At 52.5% G+C, this 15621-nt stretch carries 18 protein-coding genes; all 18 read left to right on the top strand.

Annotated elements, in window-relative coordinates:
* The first annotated feature begins 50 nt into the window (after window positions 1-50).
* The 18 genes from purM (at window position 51) to BLW59_RS00960 (ending at window position 15619) form a co-directional block, all read left to right on the top strand.
* A complete protein-coding gene (purM, locus tag BLW59_RS01045) occupies window positions 51-1103 on the top strand; it encodes a phosphoribosylformylglycinamidine cyclo-ligase (protein ID WP_074695413.1) in 1053 nt (350 codons plus the stop codon).
* On the top strand, window positions 1096-1722 hold the full coding sequence (gene purN / locus BLW59_RS01040; protein WP_074695411.1) for a phosphoribosylglycinamide formyltransferase: 627 nt from the start codon (window positions 1096-1098) through the stop codon (window positions 1720-1722). Before purM ends, purN begins: the two co-directional genes overlap by 8 nt.
* Window positions 1723-2328, top strand: coding sequence for a hypothetical protein (locus BLW59_RS01035; RefSeq protein WP_029544155.1), 606 nt, complete (start codon window positions 1723-1725; stop codon window positions 2326-2328). It begins immediately after the preceding gene.
* A complete protein-coding gene (purD, locus tag BLW59_RS01030; protein ID WP_074695409.1) occupies window positions 2325-3605 on the top strand; it encodes a phosphoribosylamine--glycine ligase in 1281 nt (426 codons plus the stop codon). The genes BLW59_RS01035 and purD overlap by 4 nt, the downstream gene beginning before the upstream one ends.
* Before the next feature lie 113 nt (window positions 3606-3718).
* A complete protein-coding gene (locus BLW59_RS01025) occupies window positions 3719-5086 on the top strand; it encodes an OFA family MFS transporter (RefSeq protein ID WP_318258195.1) in 1368 nt (455 codons plus the stop codon).
* A 119-nt stretch (window positions 5087-5205) separates the two neighbouring features.
* On the top strand, window positions 5206-5586 hold the full coding sequence (locus tag BLW59_RS01020) for a PH domain-containing protein (protein WP_029544149.1): 381 nt from the start codon (window positions 5206-5208) through the stop codon (window positions 5584-5586).
* A gap of 3 nt (window positions 5587-5589) precedes the next feature.
* Window positions 5590-6342, top strand: a complete 753-nt coding sequence (larC, locus tag BLW59_RS01015; RefSeq protein WP_074695405.1) for a nickel pincer cofactor biosynthesis protein LarC — start codon at window positions 5590-5592, stop codon at window positions 6340-6342.
* 136 nt (window positions 6343-6478) lie between these two features.
* Window positions 6479-6730 carry an IreB family regulatory phosphoprotein gene (locus tag BLW59_RS01010; protein WP_029544145.1) on the top strand — a complete coding sequence of 84 codons (252 nt, stop codon included), beginning with the start codon at window positions 6479-6481 and terminating at the stop codon, window positions 6728-6730.
* Window positions 6727-7152: a Holliday junction resolvase RuvX gene (gene ruvX / locus BLW59_RS01005; RefSeq protein ID WP_074695403.1), complete on the top strand. Its 426-nt coding sequence runs from the start codon at window positions 6727-6729 to the stop codon at window positions 7150-7152. Before BLW59_RS01010 ends, ruvX begins: the two co-directional genes overlap by 4 nt.
* A gap of 61 nt (window positions 7153-7213) precedes the next feature.
* Window positions 7214-7537, top strand: a complete 324-nt coding sequence (locus BLW59_RS01000; protein WP_074695401.1) for a DUF1292 domain-containing protein — start codon at window positions 7214-7216, stop codon at window positions 7535-7537.
* Between the two features lie 80 nt (window positions 7538-7617).
* Window positions 7618-8736: an endolytic transglycosylase MltG gene (mltG, locus tag BLW59_RS00995; protein ID WP_074695399.1), complete on the top strand. Its 1119-nt coding sequence runs from the start codon at window positions 7618-7620 to the stop codon at window positions 8734-8736.
* Window positions 8737-8754: 18 nt separating this feature from the next.
* Window positions 8755-9369: an O-methyltransferase gene (locus tag BLW59_RS00990; RefSeq protein WP_074695397.1), complete on the top strand. Its 615-nt coding sequence runs from the start codon at window positions 8755-8757 to the stop codon at window positions 9367-9369.
* Window positions 9369-10595: a peptidase U32 family protein gene (locus tag BLW59_RS00985; protein ID WP_175463329.1), complete on the top strand. Its 1227-nt coding sequence runs from the start codon at window positions 9369-9371 to the stop codon at window positions 10593-10595. The genes BLW59_RS00990 and BLW59_RS00985 overlap by 1 nt, the downstream gene beginning before the upstream one ends.
* A 32-nt stretch (window positions 10596-10627) precedes the next feature.
* The gene (locus BLW59_RS00980; protein WP_074695395.1) at window positions 10628-10912 is read left to right on the top strand and encodes an acylphosphatase; all 285 of its coding nucleotides are present in this window, start codon (window positions 10628-10630) and stop codon (window positions 10910-10912) included.
* 12 nt (window positions 10913-10924) lie between these two features.
* Entirely contained in the window at window positions 10925-11362 is a 438-nt protein-coding gene (gene aroQ / locus BLW59_RS00975) for a type II 3-dehydroquinate dehydratase (RefSeq protein ID WP_074695393.1), read from the top strand.
* Between the two features lie 459 nt (window positions 11363-11821).
* A complete protein-coding gene (locus BLW59_RS17600) occupies window positions 11822-12244 on the top strand; it encodes a 4'-phosphopantetheinyl transferase superfamily protein (RefSeq protein ID WP_318258209.1) in 423 nt (140 codons plus the stop codon).
* Between the two features lie 91 nt (window positions 12245-12335).
* The gene (locus BLW59_RS00965; RefSeq protein ID WP_318258208.1) at window positions 12336-13706 is read left to right on the top strand and encodes an FAD-dependent oxidoreductase; all 1371 of its coding nucleotides are present in this window, start codon (window positions 12336-12338) and stop codon (window positions 13704-13706) included.
* Between the two features lie 155 nt (window positions 13707-13861).
* The gene (locus tag BLW59_RS00960) at window positions 13862-15619 is read left to right on the top strand and encodes an MATE family efflux transporter (protein ID WP_074695389.1); all 1758 of its coding nucleotides are present in this window, start codon (window positions 13862-13864) and stop codon (window positions 15617-15619) included.
* Window positions 15620-15621: the final 2 nt, after the last annotated feature.

Here is a 15621-nt window from a genome sequence, read left to right as displayed (position 1 = left end):
TTTTTCGTGGATAGCTGAAACTTGAGCATTAGAGGAGTTTTTGATTGCCAATGACTGAGAAACTTACATATAAAGATGCAGGCGTGGACATTGATGCTGGTAACCGCAGCGTACAGCTTATCAAAGACAGCGTGAAGGCCACCTATCGTCCTGAGGTGTTGGGAGATTTGGGCGGCTTTGGCGGGCTTTTTGCCCTGCAGGCGGCAAATTACAAGGAGCCTGTGCTGGTATCCGGCACGGACGGCGTAGGCACCAAGCTGCGCCTGGCTTTCATGCTGGACAAGCATGATACCATCGGCCAGGATGCTGTGGCCATGTGCGTGAACGATATCCTGGTGCAGGGGGCCGAGCCTCTCTTTTTCCTGGACTACCTGGCTGTGGGCAAGCTTGATCCCGATCAGGTGGCAGATGTGGTGAAGGGCGTGGCCAGCGCCTGCCGTGAGTCCGGTTGCGCCCTGATTGGCGGCGAGACGGCTGAAATGAACGGCTTCTACCCTGAAGGCGAGTATGACATTGCCGGCTTTGCCGTAGGTGTGGTGGAGAAATCCAAGCTGATTACTTCCGAGAAGGTCAAGGAAGGGGATATCCTGCTGGGACTGCCCAGCTCCGGCGTTCATTCCAACGGCTACTCCCTGGTGCGCAAGATTGTCTTTGAGCACAAGGGCTTCAAGGGCGATGAGTATATTGAGGAACTGGGCAAGACCATCGGTGAGGAGCTCCTGACTCCCACCCGCCTCTATCCCCAGTCCTGCCTGCCCCTGTTGAAGGAATTCGACCTGCATGGTTTGGTGCATATCACTGGCGGCGGTTTCTACGATAATATTCCCCGTGCTCTGCCGGAGGGACTGGCTGTGGAAGTCAATGCCGAAGCCTGGCAGGTGCCTCCCATTTTCAAGCTGCTGCAGCAGTGGGGCAATGTGGACTGGCCTGAGATGTACCGTACCTTCAACATGGGCATTGGCATGGTGCTCATTGCCAGCATAGATGAGGCTGAGAAGATTGAAGCTTTCCTGGCTGCCCGGGGCGAAACGGTTTATGAGATTGGCCGGGTAGTGAAGGGCAATCACGATGTGACCATCAAAGGCGGGGTGTTCCGTGGCTGAGAAGGAAAAACTGGGAGTCCTCTGCTCAGGCCGGGGCACGGACCTGCAGTCCATCATTGATGCCATCGGCCGCGGAGAGGTAGAGGCAGAGATTGCCGTTGTCCTTGCAGACAAGCCTGAGGCCTTTGCGCTGGAAAGGGCCAGGAAGGCCGGCATCAAGGCGGTATGTGTGAATCGCAAGCAGTATGAGGGGCGGGAGCCTTTTGAGGAAGCTCTCATCAAGGAGCTGGAGGAAGCCGGAGTCACCCTGGTGGTGCTGGCAGGCTTCATGCGCATCCTGACGCCGCTTTTTGTCAGGCATTTTGCAGGGCGCATCATGAACATACACCCTGCACTCCTGCCAAGTTTCCCGGGGGCCCATGCCCACAGGGATGTGCTGGCCTACGGCGTGAAGGTCAGCGGCTGCACGGTGCACTTTGTGGATGAGGGGACGGATTCCGGTCCCATCATCATGCAGGCCGCTGTGCCGGTGCTGCCGGGGGATACGGAAGAAACTCTGGGGGCACGGGTGCTGGAACAGGAACATATCATCTACCCCAAATGCGTACAGCTTTACTGCGAAGGCAGGCTCAAGGTTGAAGGTCGTCATGTGCATATCATAGAAGGAGAAAAGGCTTAAATGAAAATCAAGCGCGCGCTGATCAGCGTTTCCAATAAGAATGGTGTTGTGGAACTGGCCAAAAGGCTTCATGCTGCAGGGGTGGAAATCATCTCCACCGGCGGCACTATGAAGTCTATCAAGGAAGCGGGCATTCCCGTGACCTATGTGAGCGATGTGACGGGCTTCCCCGAGATCATGGATGGCAGGGTCAAGACCCTGAATCCCTTTATCCACGGCGGCATCCTTTCTGTCCGTGACAATCAGGAGCACCTCAATCAGATGCAGGAGCATGGCATCAAGGGCATCGACCTGGTGGTGGTGAACCTCTATCCCTTCAAGGAGACTATTGCCAAGCCCGGTGTGGAGCTGGCTGAAGCTATTGAAAACATCGATATCGGCGGTCCTGCCATGATCCGTGCAGCTGCCAAGAACTTCAAGTTCGTCACCATTGTCACCAACCCTGCCCGCTATGAGGAGGTGGCAGCTCAGGTGGAAGCCGACGGCGAAGTCAGCGACAGCCTGCGCATGGAACTGGCTCAGGAAGCTTTTGCCCATACTGCCGACTATGATACGGCTATCAAGGATTATCTGGCCAAGGTCATCAAACAGGGGGAGAAGGCATGAATATCCTGGTAATCGGCGGCGGCGGCCGTGAGCACACCCTGGCCTGGAAACTTGCCCAGAGCCCCAGGGTGGAGCAGATTTTCGCTATCCCCGGCAATCCTGGCATGGCGAAGGTAGCCCAGTGCGTAGAGGGCATTTCCCTGGACAACAACGAGATGATTGTGGCCTTTGCCCAGCAGGCAGCTATTGACATGGCAGTGGTAGGGCCGGAGGCGCCACTTACCCGTGGCCTGGTGGATGCTTTGGAGGAAGTTGGCATTCCCGCCTTTGGCCCCAGTCAGGCAGCGGCAGAGCTGGAGGGTTCCAAATCCTTTGCCAAGGCCATGATGGAAAAATACCACATTCCCACGGCCAGGTTCAAGGTCTTCACCAAGGCCGAGGAGGCCCGTGACTATGTGAAGGAGCAGGGGGCTCCCATTGTCATCAAGGCAGACGGTTTGGCAGCCGGCAAGGGGGTAGTGGTAGCCCAGACGGTGGAGGAAGCCATTTCCGCCGTCAACAATATCATGGAAGGAAATTCCTTCGGCAATGCAGGCAGCCGCGTGGTCATTGAGGAGTGCATGGTGGGAGAGGAAGCTTCCCTGCTGGCCTTCACAGACGGCGAGACCATCGTCCCCATGATCAGCTCCCAGGACCACAAGCGGGCCTATGACGGGGACAAGGGCCCCAACACAGGCGGCATGGGCACCTATGCTCCCGCACCGGTCATGACTCCTGACATGGTGGAGATTGCTGTTGAGAAGGTGCTGAAGCCCATCATCGCAGGCATGAAGGCCGAGGGTCGTCCCTACAAGGGCTGCCTCTATGCCGGCCTGATGATTACGGCAGAAGGTCCCAAGGTGGTGGAGTTCAATGCACGTTTTGGCGACCCGGAGACCCAGGTGGTGCTGCCGCTCTTGAAGAGCGATCTGGCGGAAATCATGCTGGCCTGCTGCGAGGGAAAACTGGACCAGCAGGAAATCCAGTGGTCCGACGGGGCGGCTGTCTGCGTAGTGCTGGCTTCTGGCGGCTATCCCGGCAGCTATATGAAGGGTGCGCCTATCCATGGCCTGGAGGAAGCTGAAGCGGCAGGCACCATGGTTTTCCATGCCGGTACGGCAGAAAAAGACGGCAAGATTGTCACCAGCGGCGGACGTGTGCTGGGCGTGGTGGCAGAGGCTGAGAATATCAAGGCAGCTGTGGATAAGGCTTATGCAGGAGTGGAGAAGATCCATTTTCAGGGTGTGCAGTACCGCAAGGATATTGCCCACAGGGCCCTGGAAAGAATGCAGGGGTGATTGTCCCTTCCAGGCAGCAAAATTTGATTGCTATTTTTTGCCTTTGATGATATACTGATAACGAAAACAGCATACAGGCTTTCCATGGCTGACGGTTCAGCAGAGTTCACTGCATGCCGTGGGAAGCTTTACAAGCCGACCGTCTGGGCGAGAAGTTCCTGCCCAGGCGGTCTTTTGCGTGTTGGCAGAAATCCCTTGAGTTTTTGGGGCAGAGCTTCTTGAGTTTCGTGAAAGGAAGGTTTCCTATGAGAAATCGCTGGCTCATTGCCCTGTCTGCCATCGGTCTTCACATCTCCATTGGCAGCGTCTATGCCTGGAGTGTGCTCACCAAGCCCATGATGATGGAAATGGGAGCAACCTTGAAGGAAGTCACCTGGGTGTTCTCTATTGCCATCCTCTTCCTTGGCCTTTCTGCAGGATTCCTGGGCAGTTTCGTGGAGAAAATTGGTCCCAGGAAAAGCGGTCTGCTTGCCACTTGCTTCTTTGGTGCTGGCATGCTGGGAACAGCCCTGGCTATTTATCTGCACAGCCTGCCCCTGCTGTATCTTTTTTATGGCTGCATCGGCGGTGTGGGGCTGGGAGTGGGCTATATCACGCCAGTGTCTACGCTGGTGAAGTATTTCCCCGGCCATAGGGGATTTGCCACGGGACTTGCCATCATGGGCTTCGGCTTTGCTGCCCTGTTGGCCGGGCCTTTGATGCAGCACCTTTCCACAGTTTATGGCCTGGTCAATAATTTCATCATCATGGGGCTTTCTTATATGGTCGTGATGGCGGCTTCCTCCCTTTATCTGAAGCCGCCTGTCCTGGAAGTTCCGAAGCATCAGATAAGCCAGAGACAGCATGGACTTACTGCTCCGGAAGCTGTGAAGACCTGGCAGTTTGGGGCACTTTGGTGGATCTTCTTCGTGAATATCACCTGCGGCATTGGTCTTTTGGCAGTGGCTTCACCTATGGCTCAGGAGGTAGTTGGCATGGAGGCTTCTGAGGCAGCTTCCATGGTAGGCATTATCGGCCTCCTCAATGGAGCAGGGCGTATTTTCTGGTCCAGCGTCTCAGATTTCCTGGGCCGCGCTGTTACCTATGCCCTGTTCTTTGCCATAGAGATCCTGGCTTTTGGTCTTTTGGCTCAGACAAATGAGGCACTGATGTTCCAGGCTTTGGTATTTTTGATCATCACTTGCTATGGGGGCGGTTTTTCCTGCATGCCGGCGTATCTTTCTGACCTCTTTGGTACCCGTCAGCTCAGCGCCATACACGGCCGCATCCTCACTGCCTGGGGGATGGCTGGCCTGGCAGGCCCCACGCTTATTGCTGTGTTCAGGGAAAGCACCAGCGGTTATGGTGCAACCTTGTATTTCTTTGCTGGCTGCTTTGTGCTGAACTTGCTCATAGCCCTGCTGCTGAAAGCAAGAGGGCAGTCCGGGGAGGATTTTGTCATTCTTCCTGCCCCGCCTCGTGTTGGCAAGAATAATTGCTGAGAAGGCGGTCCTATCCTGACAGAACCTGCTTCCTGCCGGAGTATTTCGCGGCAGGGAGCAGGTTTTTTGCCTTAGTGAAGCGAATTCATACCATATACACAGAAAGGGAGGCAGATAAGATGGGACTTTTCAGCGGGCTTATGGGCAACGCGGCTAAGACAAGTGTTGAAGAGGTAAAGGAAGACTACGGCAAACTGTTGGGGAAGAATGAGGAAGTCCTCCAGGCATACCAATGGGTCAGGGACCTGATGATCTTTACTGATTTCAGGCTGATTTTGGTAGATATACAGGGAGCCACCGGCAAGAAAGTGGAATACCATTCCATTCCCTATAAGAGCATCCGTCATTTTGCAGTAGAGTCAGCAGGCCACTTCGACCTGGAGGCGGAACTGAAGATCTGGGTAGCCAGCATGGGCACAGAGCCGCTGGTGTATACCTTCAGCAAAGATGCCGATGTTTACAGTGTGCAGGCACTTTTGGCTGAGTGCGTAGGCAGGTGAATCATGAAGGCGATATATTTGGACTGTTTTTCCGGCATCAGCGGCAATATGCTGCTGGGAGCGTTCCTGCAAAGCGGGGTCCCTTTTGAATATCTGAATGATGAGCTGCAGGAATTGGGGCTTCATGATGAATATGAACTAAAGGCGAATACGGTGAGCAAGAACGGCATTGCCGCCGTGTATGTGGAAGTGCTGACGAAAGAACAGCATGGGCGGGACGGATCCCATGAGGATGGGCATCATCACCATTCCTGGGGGGAAATCTGCAAATTGATAAGAGGGTCGGGCTTGACAGAGAAGGTCAGGGACCTCAGTTGCGGGATCTTTGGGACTCTGGCTGCGGCTGAAGGAAAGATCCATGGCATGAATGTCGATGATGTTGTTTTCCATGAAGTGGGGGCTTTGGATTCCATCGTGGATATTGTGGGCAGCGCTATCTGCCTGGAATATCTTGATATTGAAAAAGTCCTGGTATCACGCATCAATACCGGCAGCGGTTTTGTGCGTTGTGCTCACGGCCTGATACCTGTGCCTGCGCCTGCCACGGCAGAATTGCTATTAGGATTGCCAACTTATCACAAGGGGGCTGAGAGAGAACTGACAACTCCTACAGGAGCTGCGTTCCTGAAGAGCCTGGCCTCTTATGAGGAAAGCCTGCCGGTAAATTTCAAGACAGAAAGCATCGCCTATGGTGCCGGGACCTGGGATCTGGAAATCCCAAATGTGCTCAGGATGTATTTGGGAGAACTTCTGTGACAACGTGCTGATGATTTTTGTACCTGTCCTGGCAGGAATTTTCTTTTATAAGATTCTTCAGGCCGCTTTGTCATAAGCGGTCTGTTTGTGGTAAAATACCCATAAGAGTGTTTTTGACAGGAAGGCAGGTATGGATATGGTTAGTCAGGAAACAATGATGTTCAAGTTCGGCAATGATGAAAACAAGGCAGAGACGGTTATCCGCAATGCTTGTGCCGCCATGGAGGAAAAGGGGTACAATCCCATCAATCAGCTGGTAGGCTACCTTCTCTCCGGGGACCCCGCTTATGTTACCAGCCACAATGATGCCCGCAGCAAGATTCGCTCCCTGGAGAGAGATGAGCTGCTGGAAGAGTTGGTGCGCGCTTATCTGGAGAAGAAAGAATGAAGAGATATTTAGGACTTGATATCGGCGACCGTACCATAGGAATTGCAGCCAGTGATCTCTTAGGGCTTACGGCACAGGGCGTGGAGACCATCCGCCGTACGGATATGGAGTCGGATATCAGGCGCCTGGGAGAACTGATGGAGCAGTATGAGACGAAATCCTTGGTTTCAGGCTATCCCAAGAATATGAATGGCACCGAAGGAGAACGGTGTGAATTTGTGAAAGAATTCATGGCAGAGGTACAGAAGACTTACCCCGATACGGAAGTGTTTTTCTGGGATGAACGGCTTTCTACTGTGGCTGCCACCCGCTCCCTGCTGGAGGCAGACGTTTCCCGCAGGAAGAGGCGAAAAGTCATAGACAAGATGGCGGCAGTCTTCATTCTTCAGGGCTTCCTGGACAGCCCTCAGGCCAAGGGTTGACAAGCGGGTTTTCATTAAGGTAAAATTCAATTATTGAAAAATGATAGGAGAGGTGATTGTCATGTCCGATAAGGAAAAAGATATGCAGGATGAGGATGTCATGGTTGTCATGACTGATGAAGAAGGTAACGAGTATTACTACCAGGAAGAAATGATCATTCCCGTAGGCGATCAGCGCTACGCTTTGCTGGTGGGCATCCACGATGATGAGCATGAGCATGGCTGCGGTTGTGGCTGTGGCTGCGAGGATGATGAGGATGTGCTGATTGCCAAGATTGTCGTCAACGAAGAAGGCGAAGAAGAATACATCGAGCCTACTGACGAAGAGTTCGAGGCTGTGCAGAAGGCATATGATGCTTTGGTAGAAGAATCCGAAAAGGAATAAGACAGACCAGTACAGTGGGAGAGCTGCCATCCGTGAGGATGGCGGCTCTTTCATGTAAAGATGAGATGGGAGAGATGGGCATGGAACCTAAGCTGCCTAAGGATGGTATGGAAGGTATCTTTGGCAGGTTCATGGGGTATAAGGAAACATTCTGCAGCTGGCTGAAGGAAAGGCTGGAGGAACTGTCTGACCAGTTGACCTGGAAGCGCTGGGCGGCTCTGGCTGTGGCGCTGCTTGTCATAACCATGGGCACCATGTATCTTGCCTTTGGCACGGATGGCGGCAGGCAGGCGGCAGCTGGACCCCAGGGGGATGTCTATATCACTGTGAAGCCTGGCATGGATGCGGATGCCATAGCCGGACAGCTTTTGGAACATGGCATTATCGACAGCAAATTATCCTTCTGGTGGCAGGTGAAGACCGGCGGCCTGCAGGATAAGTTCAAGGCTGGCACGTATCTCATGCATCCCGGCATGCAGACAGAAGATGCTATTGCCAAGCTTATTTCCGGGGAAACCACCACTATCAAGTTCACCATTCCCGAGGGCTTCGGCATCAAGGAAATCGCCGAGAGGCTTTCCCATGAGGGACTGGCAGATGAGGAAAAATTCCTGAAGCTGGCTAAAGATTATGCTCCTTATGACTATGTAGAACGCAGGGAAAATGCCCGCTATGCGGCAGAGGGGTTCCTCTTTCCTGACACCTACGAAATCCATTCCGATGTGTCGGAAAAGGATATCATGGATATGATGGCCCAGGATTTTGACCAGCGGCTTACGAAAAAGCTGCGGGACAGGGCTGAGGAAATGCATCTTTCCATCTATGATTTGGTTACGTTGGCCTCACTGGTAGAAAAAGAAGCCAGATATGACGAAGACAGGCCAATCATTGCCCAAGTGTTTTTCAAGCGGCTGCGCATTGGCATGCCCCTGCAGTCGGATACTACCCTGCAGTATTTGCTTGATGCCCCCAAGGAAGATGTGAGCATTGCCGATACGAAGATAGATTCGCCGTACAACACATACCAGCATGACGGACTGCCCCCGGGGCCCATTGCCAGTCCCGGCATGGCGGCTATTGAAGCGGTGCTCTATCCTGCCGATACGGACTATCTCTATTTCGTGGCAGACCGCCAGGGACACAACCACTACTCTAATACTTATGCGGATCATCTGGCTATAGTGGATCAGGTGCGATAGGATAAAGGAAGAAAGAATTTGGACGAACTTTTGCGGGAAATGGAGGCCTATGCCCAGAGGGAGCAGGTGCCCATCATCAACGAGAAGGGCAGGGAAGCCTTTATCCGCCTGATTGAAGAAAATAAGCCCCACAGAGTGCTGGAAATAGGCACTGCCATCGGCTACTCGGCCCTGCTGCTGGCATGCCATGGGGCGGAGGATATCCGTATCACCACCCTGGAGCTTTCGGAGGAAAGGGCGGAGGCTGCCAAAAGCTATTGGGGGAAATCGCCCCATCGGGAGCGCATGAAACTGCATATTGGCGATGCGGGAGAAATTCTATCCCGTTTGGTGCCTCCTCCGAAAGGCTTTGATTTCGTCTTCATTGATGCTGCCAAGGGCCAGTATGTGGATTATTTCCGCAAGGTGCAGCCCCTGTTGGCTGAAAAGGCGGTAATCGTGGCAGATAATGTTCTTTTTCGCGGCTATGTGCTTGGAAAGGAAAAACCGCCCAGACGCTATAAGACCATTGTGAAAAGATTGCGGGAGTATCTTGACCTGGTACAGCATACCCCGGGCTTCAGAACGGAAATACTGGAAAACGGTGATGGTTTGGCCGTTACCTATATAGATACAACGGAGGAAAGAATTTGATTTTGAAGAAACCGGAGCTTTTGGCGCCTGCCGGCAATATGGAGAAGATGAAGATGGCCCTGCTCTACGGAGCAGACGCTGTGTATTTGGGGGGCAAGTCCTACGGACTCAGGGCCTTGGGGGGGAATTTCACCAGGGATGAGCTCAAGGAAGCTATGGAATTTGCCCACGGTCTGGGCAAAAAGGTCTACGTGACGGTGAATATCTTCCCTCATAATGCGGATTTAGAGGATTTGCCTGACTATCTGCGCTATCTGGCTGAAATAGGCACGGACGCCCTGCTGGTGGCTGATTTGGGACTTTTCCGCCTTTGCCAGCAGGTTATCCCGGAGATGGAACTTCATATCAGCACCCAAGCCAACAATACCAACTGGGCTACCGTCAACGCCTGGCATGAGCTGGGGGCGAAAAGGGTGGTGCTGGCCAGGGAGATGAGCCTTAAGGAAGTCGGCACCATCAGGGAGAAAACCAAGGCAGATCTGGAGATGTTCGTGCATGGTGCCATGTGCATTTCCTACTCAGGACGCTGCCTGCTCAGCAACTATTTCACGGGCAGGGATGCCAACCGGGGCGCCTGTGCCCAGTCCTGCCGCTGGAAGTATGCGCTGGTGGAGGAAACACGTCCCGGCAAGTACTTTCCCATTGAGGAAGACGACAGGGGCAGCTACATCATGAACTCCAAGGATATGTGCCTGCTGCCTCATTTGAAGGATGTCATTGAAAGCGGCGTGGACAGTCTGAAGATTGAGGGGCGCATGAAAAGCGTTCATTATGCTGCCAGTGTTACTAAGGCTTATCGCCTGGCTATTGACAGCTATTTTGAGGATCCGGAGCATTTTGAGATAAAGCAGGAATGGCTGGATGAACTGGAGAAAGTATCCCATAGGCCTTATACCACAGGCTTTTACTATCATCAGCCGGATGCTGATGACCAGATTTATGGCACTTCTTCCTATATCCAGACCTCTGACTTTGTGGGGCTGGTGCTCTCCTATGACGAAGCTACTGGCTACGCTACGGTGGAACAGCGCAACAACATGAAGCGGGGACAGGAACTGGAAATCTTCCAGCCCAAGGGAGAGGGCTTCCGTCAGGAACTTTCGGATATGCTGGATGAGGAGGGACAGCCCATAGAGGTGGCACCTCATCCCCAGCAAATTGTCAGGATTCGCATGGCAAGGCCTGTAGAGCCTTATACCATACTCAGAAGGGATGTGCAGGGATAATCCTGCAAAAAAAGAAAAGGGAGTGTTTGAAAATGGAAGAAACTGTACGCTATTTTGCCAAAGCTTCTGGCAGGGTCCAGGGGGTAGGTTTCCGCATGTATGTGCGGGAAAATGCCAGCAGGCTGGGAATCCGTGGCTGGGTCATGAACATGAGCGACGGCACAGTGGACATGGAGGTGCAGGGGCCTTCAGACAAAGTTGACAAGCTCTTTGAGATTATTCAGGCAGGGAACTATTTCATCAAGGTGACGGAATTCCACATAGAAAAGCAGAATCCCGTCCTGCCGCCGGAGAATGGTTTTTCGATAAGATACTGAGGAGGTGTGATGATGGCGAATGTCTTGGTGCTTCACGGACCTAATCTGAATCTTTTGGGAACCCGCGAGCCGGAAATCTATGGTTCCGATACACTGGAGGATATCAATGAACTCTTGAGAAAGCGGGCTGAAGAGGCCGGGCTGGGCATAGATTTCCTGCAGTCAAACCATGAGGGAGTATTGGTGGATGCAGTTCAGGGTGCACGTGGCAAGTATGACTATATCATCTTCAACGCCGCTGCCTTCACTCACTACAGCATTGCCCTGCGGGATGCCATCGCTGCCGTGGAAGTGCCGGTGATAGAGGTGCATATATCCAATATCCATAAGCGTGAAGAGTTTAGGCACGCTTCTGTATTGGCTCCAGTAGCCTTGGGACAGATTTGCGGCTTGGGCGTTGCCAGTTATCTGGCAGCTTTGGAGGCCATCATCTTCAGGCTCAAGGCATAACAAAAAACATAATGGCAAAGCAGGACATTTTTGGGAGACTTTCTCGAAAATGTCCTTTTTGCTTGATTTTCACTTTGTGGGCAGAAAAGCATAAGCAGCAGGTAAATTAGAATCTTTATAGAATAGACAGGCATGGTGATTGTGGCAATTTTAATGGGGTGAGGAAAAATAAAACCAAAAATACTTTCATCAGAGGAAATTGTGATGGTGACGCTCCTCCCTGTGGGGAAATTGCGGCCTTGGCTGCATCAGGCAAGGGAAATCATTTCCGCTGAAAGGCATCAAAAGATGTTGTCATACAGGCAGGAAGAAGACCGCTTGCGGAGCTTTGGCGCCGCCCTGCTGCTGAGACAAGTGTCTGAGGGGCGGCCGATATACTATACGGCAGCGGGAAAGCCCTATGCCCCTGGCTGCAGTTTCAGTTTGTCACATGGGGGTGATTATGCAGGTTTGGCCGAAGTGAAGCCTGATATATCAGTGGGGCTGGATATTGAGAAGATGATGGGACCAGTGGAAGAATGGGCCAGTGCGGCTCTGGCTGATGAGGAATATCAATATTTATCTTCTTGTGAAACAAATGCTGAAAAAACGAAAATGTTCTACAGGCTTTGGACCAGGAAAGAAAGCTTGCTGAAGTGCGAAGGCCGTGGTTTCATGGCTGAACCTGGACAGATCTGTACGCTGCCCCTGGATTGTGCAAATGGGATTTCTTACTGTGGGGATGTCTATGGTATCAGCAGCCTGGAGTGGCAGAGGCATATCTTGTCAGTAGCTTTGGCAGGGAAGATTCCACGCATATTGGTGCGGGAGATAACAAATATTGGGGGGTACTTACGTGAAAAACATGGAAATGTCTTTGGGAATTCCTGTTTTCATGCGTAATTTAATGAAAATGACTGAACTGGCAGCTGGGGCATTAGCCTGCGGTGCAACAGGTGCAGTCACAGGAAAGGAGGAGGCCGATTTGCTTGCAGTGTCAGGCAAAACTATCAAGTACGCTGGCAAAGACATTCCCTTGCTTTTTTCGGTGGATGTCTGCGTAGCAGGCGGTGGACCCTCTGGCACAGCGGCAGCCATCAGTGCCGGGAGAAACGGTGCAAGAACCGTATTGATAGAACGTGGCGTTGCCCTGGGTGGTCTGGCAGTGCTGGGGTGCGTATATCCCTTTATGGACACCCATGCAACAGACAGCGATACACCTTATGTGACAGAAGTGAAGGACAGGCTGCGCAGGCACGGCATTGAGCCATTTGATGGGGTGACCAGGCAGACCTGGCACAATCCTGAGACCCTCACCCTTATCTATGATGAAATGTGTGAAGAATCGGGGGTGGAAATTCTCTATCAGACGGTGTTGGTGGATACGATAAGATTCGACCATAGGATCACTGCAGCCGTTGTGCAGACCATCGCGGGTTTGGCTGCTATTCAGGCTAAGACATTCATTGATGCTACCGGAGATGCCTATCTTGCGCGCTCAGCAGGAGTTCCTCATGAGCGGGGATATGAAAAGACAGGCAACAACCAGCCGTTATCTTTCCGCTTTGAAATGGGTGGCATTGACGTGGAGCGGCTATACCGTCATGTGGCGGTGGAGCTTGACGAGGACTGGTGCAAGTCCAAGCCGCCTTACTTTGAGATTGCCGAAGCCATGCACAGGAAGCAGCGCTACAAGCTGGAAGCGCTGATGGCAAAAGGAGTTGAAACTGGGGAAATTACCCAGGAAGAAGCGGAATACATGCAGGCTTACACTATCATTGGCAAGAATGGGGTCATGAGCATGAACTGTCCTGAATTGCCTGTGCGCTTTTCCGCAACAGATCCCGTATCATACAGCAAGGCTGTCTCTTTTGGCCGCAAAATGATGCACCATATTGCCTCCTACCTTATCCGTCATCTGCCAGGCTTTGAACACGCCTTTATCAGCCGTGAGGCTGCCATGCTGGGCGCCAGGGAATCATGGCGTATACGCGGAAAGTATTACTTGGTGGAAGATGATTACCATAGCCAGAGCCGTTTCCATGATGCTGTCTGTCGCACAGCCTGGTTCATTGATGCCCACGGCGAGAAGGTCTCTGAGAAACTGCCCCAGGGGGGCTTCTATGAGATTCCTTACCGTTCTCTGGTGGCAGAGGAAGTGGAGAATCTCATCGTGGCAGGGCGCTGCATCAGCGCCAGCTTCATCTTGCAGGCCTCCATGCGCATCCAGCCCACCTGCATGAGCATCGGTGAAGCGGCAGGCATTGCGGCGGCCTGGGGGATAGCGCATGAACTTGAAGCAAATATGGTGCGTTGGGAAGAGTTGCCCGCGGAAGTTAGAAGTTATGTTAATAGAGAAGCCTGATTTCTGAAGTGGGATCAACACAAGGCCATTTCCTTCGATGTAAGGAAGTGGCCTGTTTTAATGCAAGTAATCATGCAGGAAAACAAGGCTGGGTCTAGAATTTTGAAAAGCAAACAGTTTATTTTGGTAATTTTCCAAAGAGGGGGATCTTGCGTATGAACCCTGTTTTATCTAAATCCAGCGCTCTGGTGACGCAAAAGTTTCGTGAGTTCTTTTGGCCCACAGTGCTGGCCACCATGGCCATGCAGATTGGCACCATCCTGGACAGCATAATTGTTGGAAATATGCTTGGCGCTGATGCCATGGCCGGGGTGGGCGTCTGCATGCCCCTCACTCAGATTTTGGGAGCATTTTCCTTTCTGCTTACCGTTGGTGCTGGCAGCATGATTGCCGTGGCGGCAGGGGCCAGGCAAAAGGAAGAGGCAAATAGGATCTTCAGCGCAGTATTGATCCTGAATGGCCTGGCTGCAGTAGTATTCCTGTTAATACTTGCTCCCTTGCTTCATGAAGTGGCGGCTTTCTTGGCAGGAGAAGAAAAAATAGCTGCCCTGGCCTATGAATATCTGGACGTCATGATTTGGTACATTCCCTTTGCCATGTTTGCCGCTTCTGGCAGCATCCTGGTACGGACTGATGGCATGGCTAAATTAGCCAGTCAGGGGGTATTGCTGTCACAGCTGGTGAATGTTGGACTGGATCTTTTGCTTATCGGTTCTGGGATGGGACTGACCGGGGCGGCTGTGGCTACTGTGGCAGGGACTGCATCAGGTATGGCCTGGATTGGCTGGCGCTATTTTAGGACAGAGACGCGGATGCTGTACTTTGTGGGTATGGCTGGCAGTGTAAGGCAATTTGCTGGACTGGCGCGCAGCCTGGTGCAGACAGGCTTTCCTGTGGCTTCAGGCATGGGGCTGATTTCCTTAAAAGTGTGGTGCATTTACCGCATTTTGGGCATGACCGGTGGTGCGGATGCCATGGCCATCTATACGGTCTGCATGTCCTGCCTGTCATTGCTGTCCCTGGTCATGGGTGGCTGCCAGGGAGCCATGGTGCCTGTCCTGGGCATGCTTTATGGCGAAAGAGATTATCTGGGCGTTCGCATGCTGGTGCGTTATGTCATGCGCTTTTCCATGAGACTGGCAGGGGGACTGGTAATAATCCTTGTACTGTTTCCTCAGGAAGTGCTGGCCTTGTTCAATATTTCTCCTTCCCTTTATGAGAGTGGCTCTGTGGCCATCCGCCTGTTTTCTGTCAGCCTGATAGGTGTGACCCTTACCTTCCTTCTGATGTATTACTATATGACAGTAGGGCAAAAGACGGCAGCAAATTTGCTTTCCTGGGTAGAGGGCATTCTGGTGGTGGTCCCTGCAGCCTGGCTGCTGGTGCAGTGGATGGGGCTGACAGGTGTATGGGCAGCCTTTGTCCTGGCAGAAGTAGCTGGCTTTGCAGTGCTTTTTGTCTACATCAAGCGACTGGAAGCCAGGGACAGCAGAGCTTTTCCTGATTTCTTCCTGATTCCGCAAAGCACAGGGTCGTTGCTCTATGATGTGTCGGTGCAGGCTGCCAAGGAGAATGCCGTAACTTTGTCCAAAAGTGCAGTAAAGGCTCTGCGGCAGAGCGGCATGGCGGAGGACATTGCCATCAAGGCGGGAGTCGCTTTGGAAGAAATGGCTGTAAATTTAGCCAGCCGCGATGCACAAAAGGAAAGCAGCCTTGATATAAGGATAAACAAAAATGAAACAGGCGTTGTGATTGCCCTCAGGGATAATGGAGCGCCATTTAATCCCATGGAATACACAGCCGGGGAAAAAAGCCAGTATTTGACTGACGGCATTATGCTTCTGAAGGCTTTGGCAAAAGACATCAAGTACAGCCGGGTGCTGTCTTTGAACCAGACACTTATTGAAATATAGGA

This window comes from Selenomonas sp. KH1T6 (assembly GCF_900108415.1).
Taxonomy (GTDB): Bacteria; Bacillota; Negativicutes; order Selenomonadales; family Selenomonadaceae; genus Selenomonas_B; species Selenomonas_B ruminantium_A.
Note: the sequence above shows the minus strand (reverse complement) of the source record. Positions and strands in the feature narration are given on the sequence as shown.

Excerpts from the sequence above, each read along its gene's own strand:
- purM (WP_074695413.1), top strand. The coding sequence starts at position 51 with ATGACTGAGAAACTTACATATAAAGATGCAGGCGTGGACATTGATGCT.
- BLW59_RS01035 (WP_029544155.1), top strand. The coding sequence starts at position 1,723 with ATGAAAATCAAGCGCGCGCTGATCAGCGTTTCCAATAAGAATGGTGTT.
- purD (WP_074695409.1), top strand. The coding sequence starts at position 2,325 with ATGAATATCCTGGTAATCGGCGGCGGCGGCCGTGAGCACACCCTGGCC.
- BLW59_RS01025 (WP_318258195.1), top strand. The coding sequence starts at position 3,719 with ATGCCGTGGGAAGCTTTACAAGCCGACCGTCTGGGCGAGAAGTTCCTG.
- BLW59_RS01020 (WP_029544149.1), top strand. The coding sequence starts at position 5,206 with ATGGGACTTTTCAGCGGGCTTATGGGCAACGCGGCTAAGACAAGTGTT.
- larC (WP_074695405.1), top strand. The coding sequence starts at position 5,590 with ATGAAGGCGATATATTTGGACTGTTTTTCCGGCATCAGCGGCAATATG.
- BLW59_RS01010 (WP_029544145.1), top strand. The coding sequence starts at position 6,479 with ATGGTTAGTCAGGAAACAATGATGTTCAAGTTCGGCAATGATGAAAAC.
- ruvX (WP_074695403.1), top strand. The coding sequence starts at position 6,727 with ATGAAGAGATATTTAGGACTTGATATCGGCGACCGTACCATAGGAATT.
- BLW59_RS01000 (WP_074695401.1), top strand. The coding sequence starts at position 7,214 with ATGTCCGATAAGGAAAAAGATATGCAGGATGAGGATGTCATGGTTGTC.
- mltG (WP_074695399.1), top strand. The coding sequence starts at position 7,618 with ATGGAACCTAAGCTGCCTAAGGATGGTATGGAAGGTATCTTTGGCAGG.
- BLW59_RS00980 (WP_074695395.1), top strand. The coding sequence starts at position 10,628 with ATGGAAGAAACTGTACGCTATTTTGCCAAAGCTTCTGGCAGGGTCCAG.
- aroQ (WP_074695393.1), top strand. The coding sequence starts at position 10,925 with ATGGCGAATGTCTTGGTGCTTCACGGACCTAATCTGAATCTTTTGGGA.
- BLW59_RS00960 (WP_074695389.1), top strand. The coding sequence starts at position 13,862 with ATGAACCCTGTTTTATCTAAATCCAGCGCTCTGGTGACGCAAAAGTTT.